Here is a 23,006-nt window from a genome sequence, read left to right as displayed (position 1 = left end):
TGCGCCCATGCTGGGCGCACAAAAAAAAGGGCAACCGAAGTTGCCCAAAATGCCTTGCGTGCTCATTGCTTCCAGAAAGACCTACGGTTTGCGCTTATGCGAATCCTTCCAGATAAAAAATCCAAACCCTGCAAAAAACAGAACCATGAGGCCGACTGTCAGCACTCCGGCGATCACCACGTTGTCGAAAAACATGATTGGCCTCCTGCACTTGCCTTGTTGCGATGGGGCTAAGTTAACCAATCAGGCAGGCGAAAGAATTGACCGGGATCAATGTCGCCCGAGACTGGGCGTAAAGGAGGGGAAATAACTGACCTGCATCAACCGATGCAGGGTGTTTCAACGCTTTTTCGGTTTGTTCTTCGGCTTTTTCTTCGCTTTACCCAACGGCATGGCGTGCTCGAACGCCTGGCGTACTTCGTTCAGGCGCTTTTCGTTAAGGTCATGAACTCGCTTGGCGCGTTCGGCGTTGAGGTCGATCAGCTTGTCGTCTTGGCTCATGGTGTTCAGTGAATCGCTTGGAATGAAGTTCAGTTGCCGTGTCTGCAGGCAAGGATGTACCAATAATGCGGTCTGAGGGCGGCGCTGACCAGCCGTGACCTCAAATCTGGATATCGACCCACAACCCCTGGCGCGGCTGATCTTCCATCAATGGCGCCACTGGCACGGTATTGTCGGCATTGAGCTCATCACCGGGAATCGCGAGGTGTTCTTCAGGATCTTCATCGGCTTCGCGGCGGCGCCTTTGCTGTTCCTGCTTGCGGCGCTGTTCCTCGCGCAGCTGAAACGCCGCCTCTTCCGGATCGCGCTGTTGCAGGTCGATGGTGCTTTCGTTGGAGCTTTCCTGCACCGGCACCACGGGCGGAATATCCGGCCGCTGGCGAACCGGATCGTGCTGTGAGGTGATTGGCACGGCACTCAAGGGGAGCATCGGTGGCAGCATAATTATTAGTCTCCTGTCAGCAGGCTGTCGGCTGCGGGGATGGCGACTTGAGCCATCGGTCGCAAACTGTGACCCGTTTGGCACTTGTAGGAGCTGCCGCAGGCTGCGATCTTTATCGGACAACAAAGAACTCAAGCGTTCCCCAAGATCAAAAGATCGCAGCGTTCGGCAGCTCCTACGCCGTAAACCTTTTGGTCTGGAGGGCCGATTCCGTTAAGATAGCCCGCTTTTTCAAGGTGGGAGTCAGGCAGCATGGCGCAGCAGTATCAACCGGGGCAACGCTGGATCAGTGACAGCGAAGCCGAGCTGGGTTTAGGCACCGTTCTGGCACAGGACGGCCGCTTGTTGACCGTGCTCTACCCGGCCACTGGCGAGACTCGCCAGTACGCGCTACGGAATGCGCCCCTTACCCGCGTGCGGTTTTCGCCGGGTGACTCGATCACTCACTTCGAAGGCTGGAAACTGACCGTCCAAGAAGTCGACGACGTCGACGGCCTGCTGGTTTACCACGGCCTCAACGGGCATAACGAAGTGGTTACCCTGCCGGAAACCCAACTGTCGAACTTCATTCAGTTCCGTCTGGCCAGCGATCGTTTGTTCGCCGGGCAGATCGACCCGCTGGCCTGGTTCTCCCTGCGCTACAACACCCTGGAACACACCAGCCGCCAGTTGCAGTCCGCGCTTTGGGGCCTCGGTGGCGTGCGTGCACAACCGATTGCGCACCAGCTGCACATCGCCCGTGAAGTCGCCGACCGCATTGCGCCGCGGGTTCTGCTGGCGGACGAAGTGGGTCTGGGTAAAACCATCGAAGCCGGTCTGGTGATCCATCGCCAACTGCTCTCGGGCCGCGCCAACCGCGTGCTGATCCTGGTTCCGGAGAACCTGCAGCACCAGTGGCTGGTCGAGATGCGCCGCCGCTTCAACCTGCAAGTTGCGCTGTTCGACGAAGAACGCTTCATCGAAAGCGATGCCGCCAACCCGTTCGAAGACACCCAGCTCGCGCTGGTTGCACTCGAGTGGCTGGTGGAAGACGAGAAGGCCCAGGACGCGCTGTTCGCCGCCGGTTGGGACCTGATGGTCGTCGACGAAGCGCACCACCTGGTGTGGCATGAAGACAAGGCCAGCCCTGAATATTCGCTGGTTGAGCAACTGGCCGAAGTCATTCCCGGCGTCCTGCTGCTGACCGCGACCCCGGAACAACTGGGTCAGGACAGCCACTTTGCGCGTCTGCGCCTGCTCGACCCGAACCGTTTCCATGACCTGCATGCCTTCCGCGCCGAGAGCGAAAACTATCGCCCGGTGGCCGAAGCCGTTCAGGAGTTGCTGGACAAGGGGCGCCTGTCGCCTGAAGCGCACAAGACCATTCACGGTTTTCTCGGCAACGAAGGCGAAGCCTTGCTGACGGCGGTCAACGATGGCGACACCGAAGCCAGCGCCCGCCTGGTCCGCGAACTGCTTGACCGCCATGGCACCGGCCGCGTGCTGTTCCGCAACACCCGCGCCGCCGTGGCGGGTTTCCCGGAGCGCAAGCTGCATCCGTACCCGCTGCCATGCCCGGACGAATACCTCGAACTGCCGTTGGGCGATCACGCCGAGCTGTACCCGGAAGTCAGCTTCCAGGCCCAGCCGGACGCCAACGAAGAAGAACGCTGGTGGAAATTCGACCCGCGCGTCGAGTGGCTGATCGATCAGCTGAAGATGCTCAAGCGCACCAAAGTGCTGGTGATCTGCGCCCACGCTGAAACCGCCATGGACCTGGAAGACGCCCTGCGCGTGCGTTCCGGCATTCCAGCCACGGTCTTCCACGAAGGCATGAACATCCTCGAGCGTGACCGCGCCGCGGCCTACTTCGCCGACGAAGAATTTGGCGCGCAAGTGCTGATTTGCTCGGAAATCGGCAGTGAAGGTCGTAACTTCCAGTTCTCGCACCACTTGGTGCTGTTCGATCTGCCGTCGCACCCGGACCTGCTGGAGCAGCGTATCGGTCGTCTGGACCGGATCGGCCAGAAGCACATCATCGAACTGCACGTGCCGTACCTGGAAACCAGCCCGCAAGAGCGTCTGTTCCAGTGGTACCACGAAGCGCTGAATGCGTTCCTCAACACCTGCCCGACCGGCAACGCCTTGCAGCATCAGTTCGGCCCGCGCCTGCTGCCGCTGCTGGAAAATGCCGACGACGGCGAGTGGCAAGCGCTGATCGACGAAGCCCGCACCGAGCGCGAGCGTCTTGAAGCCGAGCTGCACACCGGCCGCGACCGCTTGCTGGAACTCAACTCCGGCGGCGCTGGCGAAGGTGATGCGCTGGTCGAGGACATCCTCGAACAAGACGATCAATTCGCCCTGCCGATCTACATGGAAACCCTGTTCGACGCGTTCGGCATCGACAGCGAAGACCACTCGGAAAACGCGCTGATCCTCAAGCCGAGCGAAAAAATGCTCGACGCCAGCTTCCCGCTGGGCGACGACGAAGGCGTGACCATCACTTACGACCGCAACCAGGCGCTGTCTCGCGAAGACATGCAGTTCATCACCTGGGAACACCCGATGGTGCAAGGCGGCATGGACCTGGTCTTGTCCGGTTCCATGGGCAACACCGCCGTGGCGCTGATCAAGAACAAGGCGCTGAAACCTGGCACCGTGTTGCTGGAACTGCTTTACGTCAGCGAAGTGGTTGCCCCGCGCTCGCTGCAACTGGGCCGTTACCTGCCACCGGCCGCCCTGCGCTGCCTGCTCGATGCCAATGGCAACGACCTCTCGGCCCGGGTGTCGTTCGAAACCCTTAACGATCAGCTGGAAAGCGTACCGCGTGCCAGCGCCAACAAGTTCATCCAGGCCCAGCGCGATCAGCTGACGCCACGGATCAACGCCGGCGAAGAGAAGATCTTCCCGCGTCACGCCGAGCGCGTGGCTGAGGCGCAGCGTCGTCTGGCCGCCGACACGGACGAAGAACTGGCGCGCCTGACCGCGTTGCAAGCGGTCAACCCGACCGTGCGTGACAGCGAACTGGTTGCCTTGCGCAAACAGCGCGAGCAAGGCCTGGCCATGCTCGATAAGGCTGCGCTGCGACTGGAGGCGATTCGGGTGTTGGTGGCGGGTTAACTCCCCTGCTCCACCGCTAAAACAAAGAAGGCCCGCAGCGATGCGGGCCTTTTTTTTGTCTGCTTGATTGTTCCGGTGTTGCTGATGGCCTCATCGCGAGCAAGCTCGCTCCCACAGGGGAATGCATTCCAAATGTGGGAGCGAGCTTGCTCGCGAAGGCGATTAGGCAGTCACCGCAGAACCCACAGGCTCAACCACCGCCACCAACCCTTCCTTCATCCGCTTGGCATCGCGCACAAAACACCGCGAAGCCAGGAACAGAAACACCATGGTGAAAAACAGCGCCACCGGGATCAAATACATCGCGTCATGCAAGCCGACAGCCTTGAACGCCTCGGTCATCTGTTCAGCACCGGCCGAGAGCATCGCCGTATGCGCAAAGTGGTCGGACAATGCGCCCACCACCACCGGCCCCAAACCACCGCCCAGCAAATACAACCCGGCAAAGAACAGCGCCATGGCCGTGGCCCGCAAGCGCGGCTCGACTACGTCCTGAATAGCGGTGTAAACGCAGGTGTAGAAGTTGTAGGCAAACAACCAGCCCACACTGAACACCGCCACAAATACCCCGATCTCGATCCGCCCGGAATGCAGCGCCCAAGCCGTGCACACCGTCGAAATGATCAAGCTGAACGCGGCAAACAGCAGTCGCCCATTGGCCACTCGCTGGTGAATCTTGTCAGCCACCCAACCGCCCAGTGTCAGACCGAACAACCCGGTCACGCCAACGATCACCCCGGTCGCCACCGCCGCTTCCTGCAACGGCATCAGGAAATAGCGCTGCAGCATCGGCACCAGAAACGAGTTGCAGGCATAGGTCGCGAAGTTGAAGCACAGCCCCGCCATTACCAGCCACAGGAAAGTCGGCACCGCCAGCACTCGGCGGATCGGCCGGTCTACGCGCTCCTGCGAGACTTGCACACTCTCTGCGGCGCCGCGTTTCGGTTCTTTGATGTAGAACATGAAGATCGCCAGGATCAGCCCCGGCACTGCCGCGATAAAGAACGGCGCGCGCCAGCTGTCGAAGGCCTTGACCATGGCGCCGATGGTGAAGAACGCCAGCAGCAGCCCCAACGGCAGCCCCAGCATGAAGATACCCATCGCCCGTGCCCGGCGGTGGGCCGGGAACAGGTCGCCGATCAGCGAGTTGGCGGCCGGTGCGTAACTGGCTTCACCGATGCCGATGCCCATGCGCACGATCAAGAAAGCCCAGAAACTCCCCACCAGTCCGTTGACGGCTGTCAGCCCGCTCCACACCGCCAGGCCCCAGCCCATCAACTTACTGCGCGAACCGGTATCGGCCATCCGCCCCAGAGGCAGGCCGGCAATGGCATAAACGAGGGTGAATGCGGTACCGATGATCCCCAGTTGAAAGTCGCTGAGGTGCCATTCCATGCGGATCGGTTCGATGATGATGGCCGGAATGGTGCGATCGAAGAAGTTGAACAGGTTGGCCAGGAACAGCAGGAACAGAATGCGCCAGGCATTCGCCGCTTGGGTCGAGTTCTGCATGGGTCCGTCTCTTTTATTGTTATTGGGGCTTCACTGCCAACGCATCCGAGCCCGGAACCTGCAATCTAGTCAGGCCCGCCTGAGCTGTCTGTCACTATTTGTAAAGCTGATATCCACCCATGGAGGATGTCGCAGCTGATACACCATTTATTTCCAAACGCACTAACGCTCATTCCAAAATGGTTAGCGCCAATTTGCCACTATCGTTTGCACTCTAAACACGCCTTCTATACTCCAAAGCATTCGCCAGCGTTCATGGCGTCAGCCAGGATGACAATGGGGCATGCTATGGAGTGGCTTGGTTTGCATTTCATTACCGAGCTGACGGCGAACGGCCAGGTAATACTCAACAGCACACATGACCCTTTTCTGGTATTGCTGGCCTATTTGGTCGCCTGTGTCGGCAGCTTTGCCACATTGGACATGGCCGAAAGGGTCGGTCACGTGGAAAAACCCGCCTCGCAGCGGCTCTGGCGCTGGGTGGGTGCCAGTTGCCTGGCGGGTGGGATCTGGGCCATGCACTTCATTGGCATGCTCGCGTTTCAGGCGCCGATCGACATTCGATATGAATTACCCATCACGCTCCTTTCTCTGTTGATTGCCCTGCTCGCCTCGTGGCTGGCCATGCATACGCTCAGTCATCCCCGCCTGAGTTTTTGGCAATATCTCCAGGCGTCGATCTGCATTGGCCTGGGCATCGCCACCATGCATTACGTGGGCATGACCGCCATGCGTTCGAGTGCGATGGCCTATTACCAACCCACGCTATTCGCCCTCTCCATTGTGATCGCTATCGGTGCCAGCCTTGCAGCCCTGCTGATATCAAGTCATCTGCGCGACGGCACCGGCCTGCTCCATCAACTGCTCAAATACAGCGCCAGTCTGGTACTCGGGGCAGGCATCATCAGCATGCACTTCACCGGCATGGCCGCCTTCAATCTGGTGCTGCCCGCCGACAGCCTCCAGCCGCCGCCCGGCGTAAACAATCATCTGCAACTGGGACTGACGGTGGCGATCATGACGCTGCTGATCATCGGCAGCAGCATCAGCGCGGCGCTGGCGGACAAGAAGTTGCAAAACAAGGAGCGCGACCTGCAACGGGTCAACGCCCTGCTCAGTCAACTGGACCAGGCGAGGATGTCGTTACAACAGGTGGCGCACTACGACCCCCTGACCAACCTGATCAACCGTCGTGGCTTCAACCAGATCTTCGCCGAGAAGCTCATGGAGAAAACCAACGAAGGCGGCATGCTGGCGGTGCTGTTCCTGGACATCGACCATTTCAAGCGGATCAACGACAGCCTCGGCCATGATGCCGGCGACGAATTGCTCAAAGTCCTGGCCACCCACATAAAGTGTTCGGTACGCAGCCACGAAGATGTGGTTGCGCGCTTCGGAGGCGACGAGTTTTGCATCCTCATCGGCCTGCATGATCGTGATGAAGCGCGGCACATGGCCCAGCGCATCATGGCGAGAATGAAGGAGCCCATCGAGCTCTCCGGACGGCGCATGGTCATGACCACCAGTATCGGCATCAGCTTGTTTCCGGAAGATGGCAAGACCTGTGAAGAGTTGCTGAAAAACGCTGACCTGGCGCTGTATCAGTCCAAGGACAGCGGGCGCAATGGCCTGAATTTCTTCAGCGAGGACCTGAAAACCCGCGCGACGCTGGAACTGCAACTCGAAGAAGAACTGCGCCACGCCCTGCGCGAAAACACCGGGCTGATGCTCTATTACCAACCGATCTATGACCTGAAAACAGCTCAGGTCAGCAAACTTGAAGCGCTGGTGCGCTGGCAACATCCGGTTCACGGGCTGCTGGCACCGGACCGGTTCATTGCCATCGCCGAGGCTAACGGCCTGATCGCCGAACTGGACAACTGGGTCCTGCGCAAAGCCTGTGAGGATCTGGGCGAGTTGTCGCGTCAGGGTTGCGAAGAACTGCGCATCGCCGTGAACTGCTCACCCCTGAACCTGGCGCGCGAAGAATTGGCCGATGAAATCGAACACGCGCTACGGGTCGCCGGAGTGGCGCCGCAGCGGCTGGAACTGGAAGTGACCGAAAATGCGCTGATGGGCAACATCGCCAATACGCTGGTGTTGCTGCTCCAGATTCGTGCCCTCGGCGTGTCGCTGTCGATTGATGACTTCGGCACCGGTTATTCATCACTGGCCTATCTCAAACGGCTGCCACTCAACACGCTGAAGATCGACCGCTCGTTCATACAGGACATTCCCAAGGCCACCCAAGACATGGAAATCGTTCAAGCAATCATCGTCATGGCCCACACGCTGCAGTTGCAGGTGGTCACCGAAGGCGTCGAAACCCTTGAGCAATACGAGTTTCTGGAGCGTAACGGCTGCGACTTCGTGCAGGGTTACCTGCTCAGTCGTCCAGTACCGCTGGCGCAATTGCGTCCCGTGCTGAGCGAAATCAACCAGCGCAAGCGCCCGCACACTGTCAGCCCTTTGAGTCTGGCTCGCGGTACAACTGCACTAGCGTCGACGGATCTTTTTCCAGAAATCCCTGGCTCCCATGCAGTCGCATCAGTTGTGCGGCCAGTCCACTGATCGGCGTGGCCGAGCCTTGCTCACGGGAAAACTTCACCGCGGTATCGAGATCCTTGAGCAGCGTGCGCACATGCCATTTCACCGGTTCGAAACGGCTTTCGGCCATTTGCGGCCCCAGGATCTGCAAGGGTTTTGAATCGGCAAACCCGCCTGCCAGAGCCTCGGCGATCAGACTGGCCTGCACCCCGGAACGCTCGGCCAACGCCACCACTTCGGCGATCACCAGCGCGTTGCAGGCGACGATCATCTGATTGCAGGCCTTGGTCACCTGCCCCGCTCCGACGGCGCCCATGTGGGTCACGCGCTGGCCGAGGCTCAACAGCACAGGCCTGACGCGCTCAAGGTCCGCCGTTTCACCGCCCACCATGATCGCCAGGCTGCCAGCCTCGGCACCGACCACTCCACCGGACACGGGTGCATCCAGCCAGCTCATGCCGGTTTGGCTGACCAGCGCTGTCGCCATTTCCCGCGTCGCGGTAGGTTCCAGGCTGGAAAAATCCACCAGCAATTGACCGCTTTTCCCACCCTCGGCAACCCCGGCCGGGCCAAACACCACCTCACGAACCACCGAGGTGTCCGCCAGGCACAGCATCACCACGTCGGCGTGCCGGCACAGCTCAGCCGGCGTGGCGACCTGTTGTGCACCGGCCTCGACCAGCGGCGCGCACTTGGCTGGATTGCGGTTCCACACCGTCAGCGGATAACCCGCTGCCAGCAAGCGCCGGCACATTGGCAAGCCCATCAGGCCGACCCCGGCAAACCCGAGCGAAGGTAACGATGCCATCATCTAGCCTCCTTTTGATTAAAGATTGGCGAATATTGGCCGATTCATCATGACTTAGGAAAGGATTCCCCCGAGTGATGCTCAGGTTTTAACCCTGACGCTTGGGCAAAATACGCGCTAAAAAGACGCGAGTTCTTATTCAGTGAAGGTTCGACGACACCGTGTCGCCGAGCCAACCAGCCCAGGTACATGGCGCCCAATGACTTCTAAAAATAATCCGGCCACTACGGTTTCCGACCTGACACTGAGCCCCGCGGCAAACAGCCCCTCATCGTCGAAGCCATTGATCCCGTCACGTCCGCTGGCCAGTCAGCAATACCTGTACTTCACCGAAACCAACACCGACCGCATCCTCGACAATCTCGACGGTCTGCGCGACATGGTGTTCCCGCGCCCACCGCATCTGGAAGGCGACAGCGAACATCACAGCGATCAGGAATTCCCGTCGGTGTGCCTGATCGGCTTGGGCCGCTGCGGTTCGAACATTGCGCTGGACGTCGCGGAACTGGTGTACAACGCCCGCAAGTTCTACCTCAACGAATTCAATAACGAAGATCGCCAGTCGCCGGACAAACGCTTCGCCGAAAAGGGCTACAGCCCGGCACAGTGGATTCGCAACAACTTGCGTCTGGGGCCGAACAAGGCCACCAAACCGGTGTTCCTGGTAGAACCGCTGGTCATGCTCGGCGACCTGGACAAAGACATCGCCGGCCGCATCCGTTTCTCGCGCAAAGGCGAAAAAAGCGGATTCCTGCGCGACTACAGCAAAATGAAAATCATGGACTTGTCGGAAGTCCACGCCGGTGGCGCCGGTAACGCACCGATCCTCGGTCAGTACCTGGCCAAGATCATCCTGAACAAGGACACCCAGCGTTTCTCCAGCCCTGACTGGAAGATGATTCACTCGTACCTGATCGACAGTTGCGGGATCAAGGCCAACCAGTCGCGCCTGTATTTCTCGATCTTCAGTGCCGGCGGCGGTACCGGTTCGGGCATGGCCTCGGAATTCGGCCTGGCCCAGCAGCACTCGTACATGAACAAGACGTTCGACACCAAGCCGATGGACGAGCACGACGGCAAGAGCGGTCATTCCTTCGTCTTCGAGCCGATCTTCACCAGCGGCATCTGCGTGTTGCCGAACATTTCCGATCACCGCAGCGAAATGTCCGAGGCGCTGCACATCAACGCCGGTCGCCTGCTGTGTAAATACCTGTCGGAAGAGTGGGACTTTTCCTACAACTTCGCCAACGAAGACAGCAGCGAAGCCAGTGTGATGGGGCGTATCCGTCCATGGAACGCCATGATGCTGATCTCCAACGACATCATGCGTTACGCCGAAGAAAGCGATGACGGCAACATTCAGAACATCGACGTCAACGCGATGGAAAAGCACGCCAACCAGTACATCTCACAGCAGATCTTCAACATTCTGACGGCTCAGGCGGTCACCACCGACTACGACCAGAACTATTTCCGTCGCGCCGGCATCGACATTGGCGAAACCATTCGCCTGGACGCCAACGACCTGTTCATGAGCCTGGCCGGCCCGGTAGCGATTGCCTACGCCGAGTCCGTGGTGCCGGAAACCCCGCCACCGAGCAGCGACAAGTTCAAGGTGTTCGAGAAAGAACCGCAGCGCCTGAACATCGACGACCTGTTCTTCCGCTCCATCGACTTGCCGCACTTCAACAAAGTGACCCAGGCGATTGAAGGCATCAGCCTGTTGCCAATCGAATCCAAGCGCTATCGCGCCTCGCTGGAGCAGTACAAGAATTCGGGATACGACGCGGCCGCGTTGCACGACCTGCACTTCTTCAAGAACTGCTCGTCGGTGGTCTCGATCGTTTCGTTGCCCAAAGACTACAAGCTGTCCTACATGGACTTGAACCGGTTGAAGACCCACCTCAACAGCCTGTTCCCGAACACCACGCTCAAGCGTTACGCGCTGGTCATCGGCGCCTCGGCCAACCTGTCGCTGACCACCCTGATCGCCAAGAGCCCGTGCCTGTCGGACGACTTCCTGACGCTGATCGTGGCCTTCATCAAGCGTTGCTTCGCTAAAACCCCGTACCGCTTTGACGAAACCCTGGATAACTCGATCCTGGACTTCATCATTAATGAAGAGTTCGACGAAGACCGGATCGACGAGCTGCTGAATGAGTTCGAGAACCCGGCGAAGATCCTCGACACCAACTGGTACGCGATCAAACCGATGTACGAGAAGAAGTACCGCGAACTGATCAACGACAAAGACAAGTTCGTCTCGATCAATGACATTCGTCTGTCCCGGGATTGCGTGAAGAAGTCGATCAAGTACTTGCGCGAGATTTATCGTCATCGCATTGGCAAGACCAAGGTTATTTCGCTGAATAACCATACCGGCAAGACGTTCTCGGTCTGACGCCAGACCCAGTCGCCGCCATCGCGTGCAGGCTCACTCCTACATTTGGAATGCGTTCCCCTGTAGGAGTGAGCCTGCTCGCGATGAGGCCCTCAAACTCACTGAAGATCTCAGCCTTTCCAACATCCAGAAACAATTAAGCAGCCCTCAAGCTGCTCGATAAACTGTTCCCGTTACGTTTACGTCACCGTGATGCTGGCCACGCCTGTGGCCTTTCTCTACGGCAACATGCCATCACGCTACTCACCTACACACTTTTCTTCGCCGGAGCTACGCACCAACTAAGTGCACTGATTCAGCTCGTCGCCCTTTCCTGGATCAGAATCCACGGCGAAACGACCACTGCCCACAACTGCGGATCACGTTCAAAAAGATCCAGCGCCCGCGTTTCAGACAGCTTGGCCACCTTGTCGGCGGCCAGCCAGGCAGCCACTTTCTCGCCTTCATCGGTCGCTACTGCCTCTGCTGCAGCAATCAAATCCAGACCGGGATCGACCCACAATAGGGCACCCTTGGCGAAGAACGGCTCAAGCTCTTTCCAGGTAATAGATGCGGTTTCACCAAGCAGCTTGGCATAGAGGGTGCTAGGTTCTTGAGTCATGGGTCCTGTCCGGAAAAGAAATCGACGTAATCATAACGTTGGTGGTCTGGCAGAAAAACCCGGATGCAATAGAGTTACCGATTGAAAACAGCAGGAAAGCCAAGGATTGCTGATATTTCAGCTATAACCCCCGCCGCCATTCTGTCTTTTTCTTTCAATAAAGCGACACCCTCAGGTTTTGCCCCCTGGCGCCAGCTTCCCAGGCTAACAATTGGCGCTCTACACTGTACCGGTACAGTTGCCGGGGGCATTTTCCGGAGGATATCGAAGATATCTGACCCGGTTCTGCTGCTACGGCGCCAGGACTATAAAAACTACAACAGTAAGAGTGGAGCACTATGACTAAGGCTACTAAGCAGATTTCCAAACTGTTTGCCGCTATGGTTCTGGCCGGGGTTGCCAGCCATTCGTTCGCAGCTGACACCATCAAGATCGGCATCGCCGGCCCTAAAACCGGCCCTGTAGCCCAATACGGCGACATGCAGTTCAGTGGCGCCAAAATGGCCATCGAACAGATCAACGCCAAAGGCGGCGTAGACGGCAAGAAACTCGAAGCCGTTGAATACGATGACGCCTGTGATCCAAAACAAGCGGTAGCGGTCGCGAACAAAGTCGTCAACGACGGCGTCAAGTTCGTGGTCGGTCACCTGTGCTCCAGCTCCACTCAACCGGCTTCGGACATTTACGAAGACGAAGGCGTGATCATGATCACCCCGGCTGCCACCAGCCCGGACATCACTTCCCGTGGTTACAAAATGGTGTTCCGCACCATCGGTCTGGACAGCGCCCAGGGCCCTGCCGCCGGTAACTACATTGCCGATCACGTAAAACCGAAAATCGTTGCTGTTCTGCACGACAAACAGCAATACGGTGAAGGCATCGCCACTGCCGTGAAGAAAACCCTGGAAGGCAAAGGCGTCAAGGTTGCCGTGTTCGAAGGCATCAACGCCGGCGACAAAGACTTCTCTTCGATGATCTCCAAGCTCAAGCAAGCCAACGTCGACTTCGTCTACTACGGCGGCTACCACCCGGAGCTGGGTCTGATCCTGCGTCAATCCCAGGAAAAAGGCCTGAAAGCCAAGTTCATGGGTCCGGAAGGCGTGGGTAACGACTCCATTTCGCAGATCGCCAAAGACGCTTCCGAAGGCCTGCTGGTGACCCTGCCGAAATCCTTCGACCAGGATCCGGCCAACATCGCCCTGGCTGATGCGTTCAAAGCCAAGAAAGAAGACCCGAGCGGTCCGTTCGTGTTCCCGGCCTACTCGGCTGTGGAAGTGATCGCCGACGGCATCAAGGCTGCCAAGTCCGAAGACACTGCCAAGGTGGCTGCTGCCATCCACGCAGGCACCTTCAAGACTCCGACTGGCGACCTGAGCTTCGACGACAAGGGCGACCTGAAAGACTTCAAATTTGTGGTTTACGAGTGGCACTTCGGCAAACCTAAAACTGAAGCCAAGCCTCAGTAAGGCGTTGCCTGACTGACTGCCAACAAAGCCCACGGCGTGCCGTGGGCTTTGTTTTACGAACGTATTGGGCCGCGCTGGCGTGATCCGCCAGTCTCCCCACCTGAAAATCTCAAAACCGTCATCAGCGGTTCGCTGGCAAACCTCGCGTTCGAAGTGGATGCAGATCCACGGGGCTCGAGCGGGAAAATGACTCCACCAGTGAAATGCGTATCAGGTTTTTAGGAGCGCTGTAATGCCTGACATCTATCACTTTTTCCAACAGCTGGTTAATGGTCTGACCATTGGCAGCACGTATGCCCTGATCGCCATCGGCTATACGATGGTTTACGGCATCATTGGAATGATCAACTTCGCCCACGGCGAGGTGTACATGATTGGTTCCTACGTGGCGTTCATCGCCATTGCGGGCCTGTCCATGATGGGACTCGACAGTGTTCCGCTGTTGATGACCGCCGCTTTCCTCGCGACCATTGTCGTGACCAGTGCCTACGGTTACAGCATCGAACGGATCGCCTACCGCCCTTTGCGCGGCAGCAACCGTCTGATTCCGCTGATTTCCGCCATCGGTATGTCGATCTTCCTGCAGAACACGGTTCTGCTGGCGCAAGACTCCAAGGACAAATCCATCCCCAACCTGATCCCCGGCAACTTCGCCATCGGGCCAGGTGGCGCACAAGAAGTGCTGATTTCCTACATGCAAATCGTGGTGTTCGTGGTGACCTTTGTCGCCATGCTCGGCCTGACGATGTTCATCTCCCGCTCTCGCCTGGGTCGCGCCTGCCGTGCCTGCGCCGAAGACATCAAGATGGCCAACCTCTTGGGTATCAACACCAACAACATCATCGCCCTGACCTTCGTCATCGGTGCCGCACTGGCAGCCATCGCGGCTGTGTTGCTGAGCATGCAATACGGCGTGATCAACCCGAACGCCGGCTTCCTGGTCGGTCTCAAGGCCTTCACCGCAGCGGTATTGGGCGGTATCGGCAGCATTCCCGGCGCCATGCTCGGCGGGATCGTGCTTGGGGTGGCGGAAGCCTTTGGTGCCGATATCTTCGGCGACCAGTACAAGGACGTCGTGGCGTTCGGCTTATTGGTTCTGGTGTTGTTGTTCCGGCCAACCGGCCTGTTGGGCCGTCCGGAGGTTGAAAAAGTATGACTAGGAATCTTAAACAGGCGTTGTTCAGCGCCTTGCTGGTGTGGGCCGTTGCCTACCCGGTACTCGGTCTGAAACTGACCATTGTCGGCATCAACCTCGAAGTCCATGGCACCAGCACTACAACGCTGATCACCATCGCCGTGTGCTCGGTGCTGATGTTCCTGCGGGTGTTGTTCGACCAGCAGATCAGCTCGGCCTGGAAAGCTTCGCCGAACCTGCCGGTGATGCCCGCCAAGGCCAGTACATTCCTGACCCTGCCGACCACCCAGCGCTGGATCATCATCGCGTTGATCATCGGTGCGCTGGTCTGGCCGTTCTTCGGCTCCCGCGGTGCGGTGGATATCGCCACGCTGGTGCTGATCTACGTGATGCTTGGCCTGGGCCTGAACATCGTGGTCGGCCTGGCCGGTCTGCTCGACCTCGGTTACGTCGGCTTCTATGCCGTCGGCGCCTACAGCTATGCGCTGCTGTCGCACTACTACGGTCTGAGCTTCTGGATCTGCCTGCCAATCGCCGGGATGATGGCGGCCACCTTCGGCTTCCTGCTCGGCTTCCCGGTCCTGCGTCTGCGCGGTGACTATCTGGCAATCGTGACGCTGGGCTTCGGTGAAATCATCCGTCTGTTCCTGCGTAACCTGACCGGCCTCACGGGTGGTCCGAACGGCATCAGCAACATCGAGAAACCGACGTTCTTCGGCCTGACCTTCGAACGTAAAGCCGCTGAAGGCCTGCAGACCTTCCACGAGTACTTCGGCCTGGAATACAACTCGATCAACAAGGTGATCTTCCTTTACCTGGTCGCCTTGTTCCTTGCCCTGTTCGCGCTGTTCGTGATCAACCGCTTGCTGCGCATGCCACTGGGCCGTGCCTGGGAAGCGTTGCGTGAAGACGAAATCGCCTGCCGTGCGTTGGGTCTCAATCCTACCGTCATCAAGCTCTCCGCCTTCACCCTCGGTGCGTGCTTCGCCGGTTTCGCCGGCAGCTTCTTCGCCGCGCGTCAGGGCCTGGTGACACCGGAGTCCTTCACCTTTATCGAGTCGGCGACCATCCTCGCCATCGTGGTGCTGGGTGGCATGGGCTCGCAACTGGGCGTCGTACTCGCCGCCACGGTGATGATCCTGTTGCCGGAAATGATGCGTGAGTTCAGTGAATACCGCATGTTGATGTTCGGCGCCTTGATGGTGCTGATGATGATCTGGCGTCCTCAAGGTCTGCTGCCTATGCAACGCCCCCACATGGAGCTGCGCAAATGAGCCGCGAGATCCTTAAAGTCGAAAATCTGAGCATGCGCTTCGGCGGCTTGCTGGCGGTCAACGGCGTAGCCCTGAGCGTGAAGGAAAAACAGGTCGTGGCACTGATCGGCCCCAACGGCGCCGGCAAGACCACCGTGTTCAACTGCCTGACCGGCTTCTACCAGCCGAGTGGCGGCAGCATCCTGCTGGACGGCGAGCCGATCGAAGGCCTGCCCGGCCACAAGATCGCCCTCAAAGGCGTGGTGCGCACCTTCCAGAACGTGCGGTTGTTCAAGGACATGACAGCGGTCGAGAACCTCTTGATCGCCCAGCACCGTCACCTGAACACCAACTTCCTGGCAGGCCTGTTCAAGACCCCGTCGTTCCGCAAGAGCGAGCGCGAGGCCATGGAATTCGCCGAATACTGGCTGGACAAGGTCAACCTCAAGGCCTTCGCCAACCGTCCGGCCGGCACCCTGGCCTACGGTCAGCAACGTCGTCTGGAAATCGCTCGCTGCATGATGACCCGCCCGCGGATCCTCATGCTCGACGAACCGGCCGCCGGCCTGAACCCGAAGGAAACCGAAGACCTGAAGGCGCTGATCAGCATGCTGCGTGAAGAGCACAACGTCACCGTGCTGCTGATCGAACACGACATGAAACTGGTCATGAGCATTTCCGACCACATCGTCGTGATCAACCAGGGCACGCCTCTGGCCAACGGCACGCCTGAACAGATCCGCGACAATCCCGAAGTGATCAAAGCCTACCTGGGGGAAGCGTAAATGCTGCAATTCGAAAACGTTTCCACCTTCTACGGCAAGATCCAGGCCCTGCACAGCGTCAACGTCGAAGTCCGCCAGGGCGAGATCGTGACCCTGATCGGCGCCAACGGTGCCGGCAAGTCGACCCTGCTGATGACGCTCTGCGGTTCGCCGCAAGCCCACAGCGGCAGCATCCGCTATATGGGTGAGGAATTGGTCGGCCAGAGCTCCTCGCAGATCATGCGCAAGAGCATCGCAGTCGTGCCGGAAGGTCGTCGGGTGTTTGCCCGTCTGACCGTGGAAGAAAACCTCGCCATGGGCGGATTCTTCACCGACAAGGGCGATTATCAGGAACAGATGGACAAGGTTCTCGGACTTTTCCCACGCCTGAAAGAACGCTTCGCCCAACGCGGCGGCACCATGTCCGGCGGCGAACAGCAAATGCTCGCCATCGGCCGTGCGCTGATGAGCAAACCCAAGCTGTTGCTGCTCGACGAACCTTCGTTGGGCCTGGCACCGATCATCATCCAGCAGATCTTCGACATCATCGAACAGCTGCGCAAGGATGGCGTGACGGTGTTTTTGGTGGAGCAAAACGCCAACCAGGCGCTGAAAATCGCTGACCGTGCATACGTTCTGGAGAACGGCCGGGTGGTGATGACAGGCACCGGGGAAGCGCTGCTGACCGACCCGAAAGTTCGTGAAGCGTACCTGGGTGGTTGAGTCTTCGCGGTAACCAAAAAACGGCCTTCGGGCCGTTTTTTTTGTGCATGCTGCAATCTCAAAAACAATGTAGATCCCTGTGGGAGCGAGCTTGCTCGCGATAGCAGTGTGACAGTCAACATTGATTTCGACTGACCCTCTGCCATCGCGAGCAAGCTCGCTCCCACAGGTTTTTTGTTCTGGCGGACATTGTCGTTAAAGCCGATCCAGCGCTTCACCGCTGCGCTTGAACCATCCAATCAAGTAATCCGCCAGCACTTGCGTACGCTTCGGCAAACCGCCCTGATAGGGATGCACCAGGTACATCGGCATGCGGCGGGTCTGATAGTCACGCAGGAGCCAGCGCAAACGGCCGTCAGCCAATTCCGCTTGCAGCAAGTAGGACGGCAACCGCGCAATGCCGGCGCCGGCCAGTGCCGCTTTTTTCAGCAAGCTGTAATGGTTGCTGGCGAACGGTCCCGACACCCGTACCCGCAACAATTCGTGTTGCTGGTGATAGAGCCACTCTTCGCGACCGCTGTAGTGACTGTTGAGCAGACAGCGGTGTTCAGCGAGTGCTTGAGGCGTCAACGGTTCGCCGTATTGCTCAAGGTAAGCCGGGCTGGCGCAGGTCATTTCGTGCCAGGCTAAAAGCGGTCGGGCTACCAGGCGCTCGTCATTGCCCACTTCGGAGCGAACCGCGAGATCAAACCCGTCGCGGGACAAATCACGGTAGCTGTTGCTCAGGTCCAGTTCGATCTGCACCTCGGGATATTTGCCAGAGAACTCCAGCAACAAGCCATCGAAGAAGGTTTCCCCCAGCGAAACCGGAACCGTCATACGCACCGGTCCAGCCATATCGTCCTTCAACCGCGCCAATGCCTGACGCGCCCTTTCGACTTGGACTACGAGCGCCTGGGCTTGCGGCAACAGCGCCGCACCCGCAGCGGTCAGGCTCAAACGGCGAGTGGTGCGTTGCAGCAGCACCACTGAAAAGCGCGATTCCAGTTGGCTGATGCGCTTGGATAACTGCCCCTTGCTGCACCCCAATTGCTGCGCCGCCAGGGTAAAGCTCCCCGCTTCGATCAACACCGCAAACGCCGCCAGATCATCCATCTCGCTCATGGATTGTTTCCATTTGAAAACCAAAGATTGCCTATTAGCGCGCTTATCAACAGAAAAAACCACTCTAGACTTCAACCTCGTTTAACCACTTCGAGAAACAGCACGATGAAAATTCTTTTGATAGGCGCAGGCGGCACCATCGGTTCGGCGGTCGACAAGGAGCTGTCCGAGCGTCACGAGATCATCCGCATCGGCCGCAACAGCGGTGATTTCCATGTGGATATCAGCGACAGCGCTTCGATTCGCAAGCTGTTCGAGCAAACCGGCAAGTTCGATGCTCTGGTCTGCGCCGCCGGCAACGTGACCTTCGCCCCCCTCGGTGAAATGACCGAAGAAAGCTTCGCGCTGGGCCTGAAAGACAAGTTGATGGGCCAGGTCAATCTGCTGCTGATCGGCCGCGAGTTCGCCAATGACGGCGCCTCGTTCACCTTCACCACTGGCGTGCTCAGCCACGACCCGATTCGCAGCGGCGCCTCGGCAGCGCTGGTCAATGGCGCCCTTGACAGCTTTGTCCGCGCCGCAGCGATCGAACTGCCTCGCGGTCTGCGCATCAATTCTGTGAGCCCTAACGTACTGGTCGAGGCCATGGGCAAATACGCGCCGTATTTCCGTGGTTACAAACCGGTTCTGGCAGCGGATGTGGCATTGGCCTACGCCAAAAGTGTGGAAGGCCTGCAAACAGGTCAGACCTTTCACGTGGGCTGAGCACTCCACTTTGTAGGAGCTGCCGCAGGCTGCGATCTTTTGACTGCTACGAAAATGTTGAAGATCAAAAGATCGCAGGCTTCGCCAGCTCCTACAGAAAGCAAGCGCAATGCAGGGTTGTGATGAACGGTCAGGCTGAGTAACGTGGCGGCACTTGTCTGGAGACTCAAAGATGCGTGCTGCCCGTTCCTTAGTCCTTGTTGCCCTGCTTCCGTTGTTCGCCGCTTGCCAGTTGCTCGATGGCCCGCGTGAAAGTGCCTCCCACGCGGGCCAGACCCGCATGCAGGGCCAGTTGACGGCTGCCGACGGCAAGTTGCTGTTCCAGCCGTGCAACGAGCAGCGCAGTTATGTGGTCAACGACACCGGCGGCACCAGCGTCCTGCAAGAGGCCGCAACCTTGGCCGACGCCCAGGGCAAGCTGTTTGCCGACGTGCGCGGCAGTATCGTAGCCAGTGGTGCCGACAGCCGCCTCGATCTTGCGCAGCTGTACCGCGTCGAGCGCTCGGGCACCGCGTGCAACGATCCGAATTTCAAATTGCTGATCCTGCGCGCCGCCGGCCATGGGCCTGAATGGAACGTGAAAGTCAGCGGCAAAGGCATGGTCATCGAGCGCGCCGGTCAGCCGCCATTGGCCGTGCCCTACGTTGAAGAGCAACTGGGCGATGGCCGCTTCAACCTCAGCACCGAAGCCAATAACCAGCGCATCGAACTGTGGGTTGCACCGCAACGTTGCGTCGACAGCAGCACCGGCAGTGTCCAGCACATGAGCGCCGAACTGCGCGTCGACGGCCAGGTTCAGCGTGGCTGCGGGTATTTCGGCGGATCGCGTAACGACTGATCGTTTTAGCCTCACGGGAATCATTCTTTGAGGCTTATAATCGCGGGCTTCAAACGCCTTGGCGCAGTTGTGCGCCCCGCGAACCGGATCCTGTCATGTTACGAATCACCGAACTCAAGCTGCCGATCGACCATCCCGAAGAAGACCTGCGCCCTGCCATCGTGCAGCGCCTGGGCATCACCAGTGATGACCTGCTCGACTTCACCTTGTTCAAGCGCAGCTACGATGCGCGCAAAAAGTCCTCCGAACTGTGCTTCATCTACACCATCGACCTCAACGTTCGCGATGAGGCGGCGGTGCTGCACAAGTTCGCCGATGACCGTAACGTCAACGTGGCGCCGGATGTCAGCTACAAAGTGGTCGGCCAGGCGCCGGCTGATCTTGAGCAACGTCCTGTCGTCGTGGGTTTCGGCCCGTGCGGGATTTTCGCCGGGCTGCTGCTCGCGCAAATGGGCTTCAAGCCGATCATCCTCGAGCGCGGCACCGAAGTGCGTCAGCGCACCAAGGACACTTGGGGTCTGTGGCGTAAAAGCGTGCTTAACCCGGAATCCAACGTGCAGTTCGGTGAAGGTGGCGCGGGGACGTTCTCTGACGGCAAGCTCTACAGCCAGATCAAGGACCCGAAGTTCATCGGTCGCAAAGTCCTGCACGAGTTCGTCAAAGCAGGCGCGCCGGAAGAAATTCTCTACGTCAGCAAACCGCACATCGGTACGTTCCGTCTGACCGGTGTTGTGGAAAACATGCGTGAGCAGATTCGCGCGCTGGGTGGCGAAGTGCGCTTCCAGCAGCGCGTGACCGACGTGTTGATCGAGGACGGCCAACTGGTCGGCGTCGAACTCAATGGCGGCGAGCAGATCCATTCGAAACACGTGATTCTGGCCCTCGGCCACAGCGCCCGCGACACCTTCCGCATGCTCCACGGCCGTGGCGTGTTCATGGAAGCCAAGCCGTTCTCGGTGGGTTTCCGCATCGAACACCCGCAATCGCTGATCGACCGCGCGCGTCTGGGCAAGTACGCCGGCCACCCGAAACTCGGGGCTGCGGACTACAAACTGGTGCACCACGCCAGCAACGGACGCTCGGTCTACAGCTTCTGCATGTGCCCGGGCGGCACCGTCGTAGCAGCAACATCCGAGCCGGGCCGTGTGGTCACCAACGGCATGAGCCAGTACTCGCGTAACGAGCGCAACGCCAACTCCGGGATCGTCGTCGGGATCACCCCGGAAGTCGATTATCCGGGCGGCCCGCTGGCGGGTATCGAGTTGCAAGAACGCCTGGAATCTCACGCCTTTGTGCTGGGCGGCAGCAACTACGAAGCGCCGGCGCAACTGGTCGGTGACTTCATTGCCGGCAAGCCGTCCACCGAGCTGGGCAGCGTAGAACCGTCTTACAAACCAGGGGTTGCCTTGGGTGATTTGGCGTTGGCCTTGCCAGCGTTCGCCATCGAAGCCATTCGCGAAGCCTTGCCGGCGTTCGAGAAGCAGATTCGCGGTTACTCGCTGCACGACGCCGTGTTGACCGGGATCGAGACGCGTACGTCGTCACCGCTGCGGATCACCCGTGACGAGTCGATGCAGAGCCTGAACGTGAAAGGCTTGTTCCCGGCCGGTGAAGGCGCGGGTTATGCGGGCGGGATTCTGTCGGCGGGAGTCGACGGGATTCGGATTGCTGAAGCCGTGGCCCGCGACATCCTCGGCCTCGAGGCCTGATACAAATCCCTTGTGGGAGCGAGCTTGCTCCGGGCGGCGTTCCGACGATAGCGGTAGATCAGCCAACAATTCTGTTGAATGTTAATCCGTCATCGCGAGCAGGCTCGCTCCCACATTGGATCTTCAGTGCTGAACAATCTCAGATGTTGGCGCGCAGCACGCTGGCCGGCAGCGGCTCGCCGCGCTCAACGCTTGCCGCGACGGCATCCATCAAACCACTCAACTCATACCCTTGAGCCTTGAGCCAAGCCTGATCGTAATAGGTGGTGGCATAGCGCTCGCCGCCATCACACAGAATCGCCACGATTGACCCCGACTCCCCCGCCGCCGCCATCTGCTGGGCCGCCATCAACGCGCCGATCAGATTGGTCCCGCTCGACCCGCCGACCCGACGTCCCAAACGCTGCGCCAGGTAATGCATGGCCGCCAGCGACAACGCGTCCGGCACTTTGACCATCGCATCGATCACTTTGGGCAGGAACGACGCTTCCACCCGAGGCCGGCCAATGCCTTCAATCCGCGAACCGCAATCCAGGCGCAGACTGGCGTCGCCGGTCTGGTAGTAATCGAAGAACACCGAGCGCTCGGCATCGGCGCAGAGCACGCGGGTGCAATGTTGGCGGTAACGCACGTAACGGCCCAGCGTCGCGGTGGTGCCGCCAGTGCCGGGGCTGGAAATCAGCCAGGTCGGCTCGGGGTGCAGCTCGAAACGCATTTGCTGGAAGATCGACTCGGCAATGTTGTTGTTCGCCCGCCAATCGGTAGCGCGCTCGGCATAGGTGAACTGGTCGATGAAATGCCCATCGTGTTCGCGAGCCAGGCGTTCGGATTCGGCGTAGATCTGCGTCGGATCGTCGACCAAGTGACTCTTGCCGCCGTAGAAAGCGATCTGCGCGATCTTCTCTTTGGAGGTGGTCGCCGGCATCACCGCAATGAACGGCAAGCCCAGCAAACTGGCGAAGTACGCCTCGGAAATCGCCGTCGAACCGCTGGACGCTTCAATCACCGGCGCCCCGGGTTTGAGCCAGCCGTTACACAGCGCATACAGAAACAGCGAGCGCGCCAAGCGGTGCTTCAGGCTGCCGGTGGGATGGCTGGACTCATCCTTGAAATATAACTCGATGCCCGGAAAACCCGGCAGCGGCAAGGGAATCAGGTGGGTGTCGGCGCTGCGCTGGAAGTCGGCTTCGATGATCCGGATGGCTTCGCGGGCCCACTGTCGGTTGTCGCTCATGGTGGTTTTCTCGTTGAGTCGGCCTTGTTGCAAGGCTCAGCTGACAAGCTTAGGAAAAAACCTACATCACGCACAGGTACAGCTGAGGTTCAATACGCCGGACAACTGCTAGGCTCAGGTCCTTGCCGTCGTTCGTGTTGTAACGGTATATAACAAAAAAGAAT

General features: G+C 59.1%; 19 protein-coding genes. 11 read left to right on the top strand and 8 right to left on the bottom strand.

Annotation, left to right across the window (positions count from 1 at the left end; genetic code table 11):
• Positions 1-81 precede the first annotated feature (81 nt).
• From ccoM to VD17_RS26365, 3 genes are all read right to left on the bottom strand, one after another.
• A complete protein-coding gene (ccoM, locus tag VD17_RS32925; RefSeq protein ID WP_010462558.1) occupies positions 82-195 on the bottom strand; it encodes a cytochrome c oxidase subunit CcoM in 114 nt (37 codons plus the stop codon).
• A gap of 144 nt (positions 196-339) precedes the next feature.
• Positions 340-501, bottom strand: coding sequence for a hypothetical protein (locus VD17_RS32345; RefSeq protein WP_095128014.1), 162 nt, complete (start codon positions 499-501; stop codon positions 340-342).
• A 100-nt stretch (positions 502-601) separates the two neighbouring features.
• Complete coding sequence (locus VD17_RS26365; RefSeq protein WP_046056394.1) at positions 602-943, bottom strand: hypothetical protein; 342 nt, start codon at positions 941-943, stop codon at positions 602-604.
• Between the two features lie 252 nt (positions 944-1,195).
• Here VD17_RS26365 and rapA point away from each other — a divergent pair, with 252 nt between their 5' ends.
• Complete coding sequence (gene rapA / locus VD17_RS26360; RefSeq protein ID WP_046056393.1) at positions 1,196-4,042, top strand: RNA polymerase-associated protein RapA; 2,847 nt, start codon at positions 1,196-1,198, stop codon at positions 4,040-4,042.
• A gap of 162 nt (positions 4,043-4,204) precedes the next feature.
• Here rapA and VD17_RS26355 read toward each other — a convergent pair whose 3' ends face one another.
• Positions 4,205-5,554 (bottom strand): spinster family MFS transporter, encoded by a 1,350-nt coding sequence (locus VD17_RS26355; protein WP_046056392.1) that lies wholly within the window; start codon positions 5,552-5,554, stop codon positions 4,205-4,207.
• A gap of 288 nt (positions 5,555-5,842) precedes the next feature.
• On the opposite strand from VD17_RS26355, the gene VD17_RS26350 reads away from it, so the two are divergent.
• Positions 5,843-8,125, top strand: coding sequence for a putative bifunctional diguanylate cyclase/phosphodiesterase (locus VD17_RS26350; protein ID WP_080932077.1), 2,283 nt, complete (start codon positions 5,843-5,845; stop codon positions 8,123-8,125).
• On the opposite strand, the gene VD17_RS31890 is transcribed toward VD17_RS26350, so the two are convergent.
• A complete protein-coding gene (locus tag VD17_RS31890; protein ID WP_080932076.1) occupies positions 8,016-8,912 on the bottom strand; it encodes an NAD(P)-dependent oxidoreductase in 897 nt (298 codons plus the stop codon). The genes VD17_RS26350 and VD17_RS31890 overlap by 110 nt on opposite strands.
• A gap of 196 nt (positions 8,913-9,108) precedes the next feature.
• Between VD17_RS31890 and VD17_RS26335 the strand changes: the two genes are divergently transcribed.
• Positions 9,109-11,310 carry a hypothetical protein gene (locus VD17_RS26335; RefSeq protein WP_046056390.1) on the top strand — a complete coding sequence of 734 codons (2,202 nt, stop codon included), beginning with the start codon at positions 9,109-9,111 and terminating at the stop codon, positions 11,308-11,310.
• Positions 11,311-11,605: 295 nt separating this feature from the next.
• Here VD17_RS26335 and VD17_RS26330 read toward each other — a convergent pair whose 3' ends face one another.
• On the bottom strand, positions 11,606-11,911 hold the full coding sequence (locus tag VD17_RS26330; RefSeq protein WP_046056389.1) for a DUF2288 domain-containing protein: 306 nt from the start codon (positions 11,909-11,911) through the stop codon (positions 11,606-11,608).
• Positions 11,912-12,249: 338 nt separating this feature from the next.
• Here VD17_RS26330 and VD17_RS26325 point away from each other — a divergent pair, with 338 nt between their 5' ends.
• From VD17_RS26325 to VD17_RS26305, 5 genes are all read left to right on the top strand, one after another.
• Positions 12,250-13,377 carry a branched-chain amino acid ABC transporter substrate-binding protein gene (locus VD17_RS26325; protein ID WP_046056388.1) on the top strand — a complete coding sequence of 376 codons (1,128 nt, stop codon included), beginning with the start codon at positions 12,250-12,252 and terminating at the stop codon, positions 13,375-13,377.
• A 232-nt stretch (positions 13,378-13,609) separates the two neighbouring features.
• The gene (gene livH, locus VD17_RS26320) at positions 13,610-14,533 is read left to right on the top strand and encodes a high-affinity branched-chain amino acid ABC transporter permease LivH (RefSeq protein ID WP_046056387.1); all 924 of its coding nucleotides are present in this window, start codon (positions 13,610-13,612) and stop codon (positions 14,531-14,533) included.
• A complete protein-coding gene (locus tag VD17_RS26315) occupies positions 14,530-15,786 on the top strand; it encodes a high-affinity branched-chain amino acid ABC transporter permease LivM (protein ID WP_046056386.1) in 1,257 nt (418 codons plus the stop codon). Before livH ends, VD17_RS26315 begins: the two co-directional genes overlap by 4 nt.
• Entirely contained in the window at positions 15,783-16,550 is a 768-nt protein-coding gene (livG, locus tag VD17_RS26310) for a high-affinity branched-chain amino acid ABC transporter ATP-binding protein LivG (protein WP_033059026.1), read from the top strand. Before VD17_RS26315 ends, livG begins: the two co-directional genes overlap by 4 nt.
• Positions 16,551-17,252: an ABC transporter ATP-binding protein gene (locus VD17_RS26305; RefSeq protein ID WP_008147292.1), complete on the top strand. Its 702-nt coding sequence runs from the start codon at positions 16,551-16,553 to the stop codon at positions 17,250-17,252.
• Between the two features lie 195 nt (positions 17,253-17,447).
• On the opposite strand, the gene VD17_RS26300 is transcribed toward VD17_RS26305, so the two are convergent.
• A complete protein-coding gene (locus tag VD17_RS26300) occupies positions 17,448-18,356 on the bottom strand; it encodes a LysR family transcriptional regulator (RefSeq protein ID WP_046056385.1) in 909 nt (302 codons plus the stop codon).
• A gap of 105 nt (positions 18,357-18,461) precedes the next feature.
• Between VD17_RS26300 and VD17_RS26295 the strand changes: the two genes are divergently transcribed.
• From VD17_RS26295 to VD17_RS26285, 3 genes are all read left to right on the top strand, one after another.
• Positions 18,462-19,061, top strand: a complete 600-nt coding sequence (locus VD17_RS26295) for a short chain dehydrogenase (RefSeq protein ID WP_046056384.1) — start codon at positions 18,462-18,464, stop codon at positions 19,059-19,061.
• 172 nt (positions 19,062-19,233) lie between these two features.
• Complete coding sequence (locus VD17_RS26290; protein WP_046056383.1) at positions 19,234-19,899, top strand: COG3650 family protein; 666 nt, start codon at positions 19,234-19,236, stop codon at positions 19,897-19,899.
• A 95-nt stretch (positions 19,900-19,994) separates the two neighbouring features.
• Positions 19,995-21,608, top strand: a complete 1,614-nt coding sequence (locus tag VD17_RS26285) for an NAD(P)/FAD-dependent oxidoreductase (protein ID WP_046056382.1) — start codon at positions 19,995-19,997, stop codon at positions 21,606-21,608.
• A 139-nt stretch (positions 21,609-21,747) separates the two neighbouring features.
• Here the strand turns inward: VD17_RS26285 and VD17_RS26280 are convergent, their stop codons facing one another.
• Complete coding sequence (locus VD17_RS26280) at positions 21,748-22,842, bottom strand: PLP-dependent cysteine synthase family protein (protein WP_046056381.1); 1,095 nt, start codon at positions 22,840-22,842, stop codon at positions 21,748-21,750.
• Positions 22,843-23,006 lie beyond the last annotated feature (164 nt).

The organism is Pseudomonas fluorescens, from assembly GCF_000968015.1.
GTDB classification, from domain to species: Bacteria; Pseudomonadota; Gammaproteobacteria; order Pseudomonadales; family Pseudomonadaceae; genus Aquipseudomonas; species Aquipseudomonas fluorescens_W.
Note: the sequence above shows the minus strand (reverse complement) of the source record. Positions and strands in the feature narration are given on the sequence as shown.

Bases quoted from the DNA above. Each gene is read 5' to 3' on its own strand.
- VD17_RS32345 (WP_095128014.1), bottom strand. From the start codon at position 501: ATGAGCCAAGACGACAAGCTGATCGACCTCAACGCCGAACGCGCCAAG.
- livG (WP_033059026.1), top strand. From the start codon at position 15,783: ATGAGCCGCGAGATCCTTAAAGTCGAAAATCTGAGCATGCGCTTCGGC.
- VD17_RS31890 (WP_080932076.1), bottom strand. From the start codon at position 8,912: ATGATGGCATCGTTACCTTCGCTCGGGTTTGCCGGGGTCGGCCTGATG.
- VD17_RS26365 (WP_046056394.1), bottom strand. From the start codon at position 943: ATGCTGCCACCGATGCTCCCCTTGAGTGCCGTGCCAATCACCTCACAG.
- VD17_RS26290 (WP_046056383.1), top strand. From the start codon at position 19,234: ATGCGTGCTGCCCGTTCCTTAGTCCTTGTTGCCCTGCTTCCGTTGTTC.
- VD17_RS26280 (WP_046056381.1), bottom strand. From the start codon at position 22,842: ATGAGCGACAACCGACAGTGGGCCCGCGAAGCCATCCGGATCATCGAA.
- VD17_RS26330 (WP_046056389.1), bottom strand. From the start codon at position 11,911: ATGACTCAAGAACCTAGCACCCTCTATGCCAAGCTGCTTGGTGAAACC.
- VD17_RS26300 (WP_046056385.1), bottom strand. From the start codon at position 18,356: ATGAGCGAGATGGATGATCTGGCGGCGTTTGCGGTGTTGATCGAAGCG.
- VD17_RS26315 (WP_046056386.1), top strand. From the start codon at position 14,530: ATGACTAGGAATCTTAAACAGGCGTTGTTCAGCGCCTTGCTGGTGTGG.
- VD17_RS26355 (WP_046056392.1), bottom strand. From the start codon at position 5,554: ATGCAGAACTCGACCCAAGCGGCGAATGCCTGGCGCATTCTGTTCCTG.
- VD17_RS26350 (WP_080932077.1), top strand. From the start codon at position 5,843: ATGGAGTGGCTTGGTTTGCATTTCATTACCGAGCTGACGGCGAACGGC.
- VD17_RS26335 (WP_046056390.1), top strand. From the start codon at position 9,109: ATGACTTCTAAAAATAATCCGGCCACTACGGTTTCCGACCTGACACTG.
- VD17_RS26285 (WP_046056382.1), top strand. From the start codon at position 19,995: ATGTTACGAATCACCGAACTCAAGCTGCCGATCGACCATCCCGAAGAA.
- rapA (WP_046056393.1), top strand. From the start codon at position 1,196: ATGGCGCAGCAGTATCAACCGGGGCAACGCTGGATCAGTGACAGCGAA.
- ccoM (WP_010462558.1), bottom strand. From the start codon at position 195: ATGTTTTTCGACAACGTGGTGATCGCCGGAGTGCTGACAGTCGGCCTC.
- livH (WP_046056387.1), top strand. From the start codon at position 13,610: ATGCCTGACATCTATCACTTTTTCCAACAGCTGGTTAATGGTCTGACC.
- VD17_RS26295 (WP_046056384.1), top strand. From the start codon at position 18,462: ATGAAAATTCTTTTGATAGGCGCAGGCGGCACCATCGGTTCGGCGGTC.
- VD17_RS26325 (WP_046056388.1), top strand. From the start codon at position 12,250: ATGACTAAGGCTACTAAGCAGATTTCCAAACTGTTTGCCGCTATGGTT.
- VD17_RS26305 (WP_008147292.1), top strand. From the start codon at position 16,551: ATGCTGCAATTCGAAAACGTTTCCACCTTCTACGGCAAGATCCAGGCC.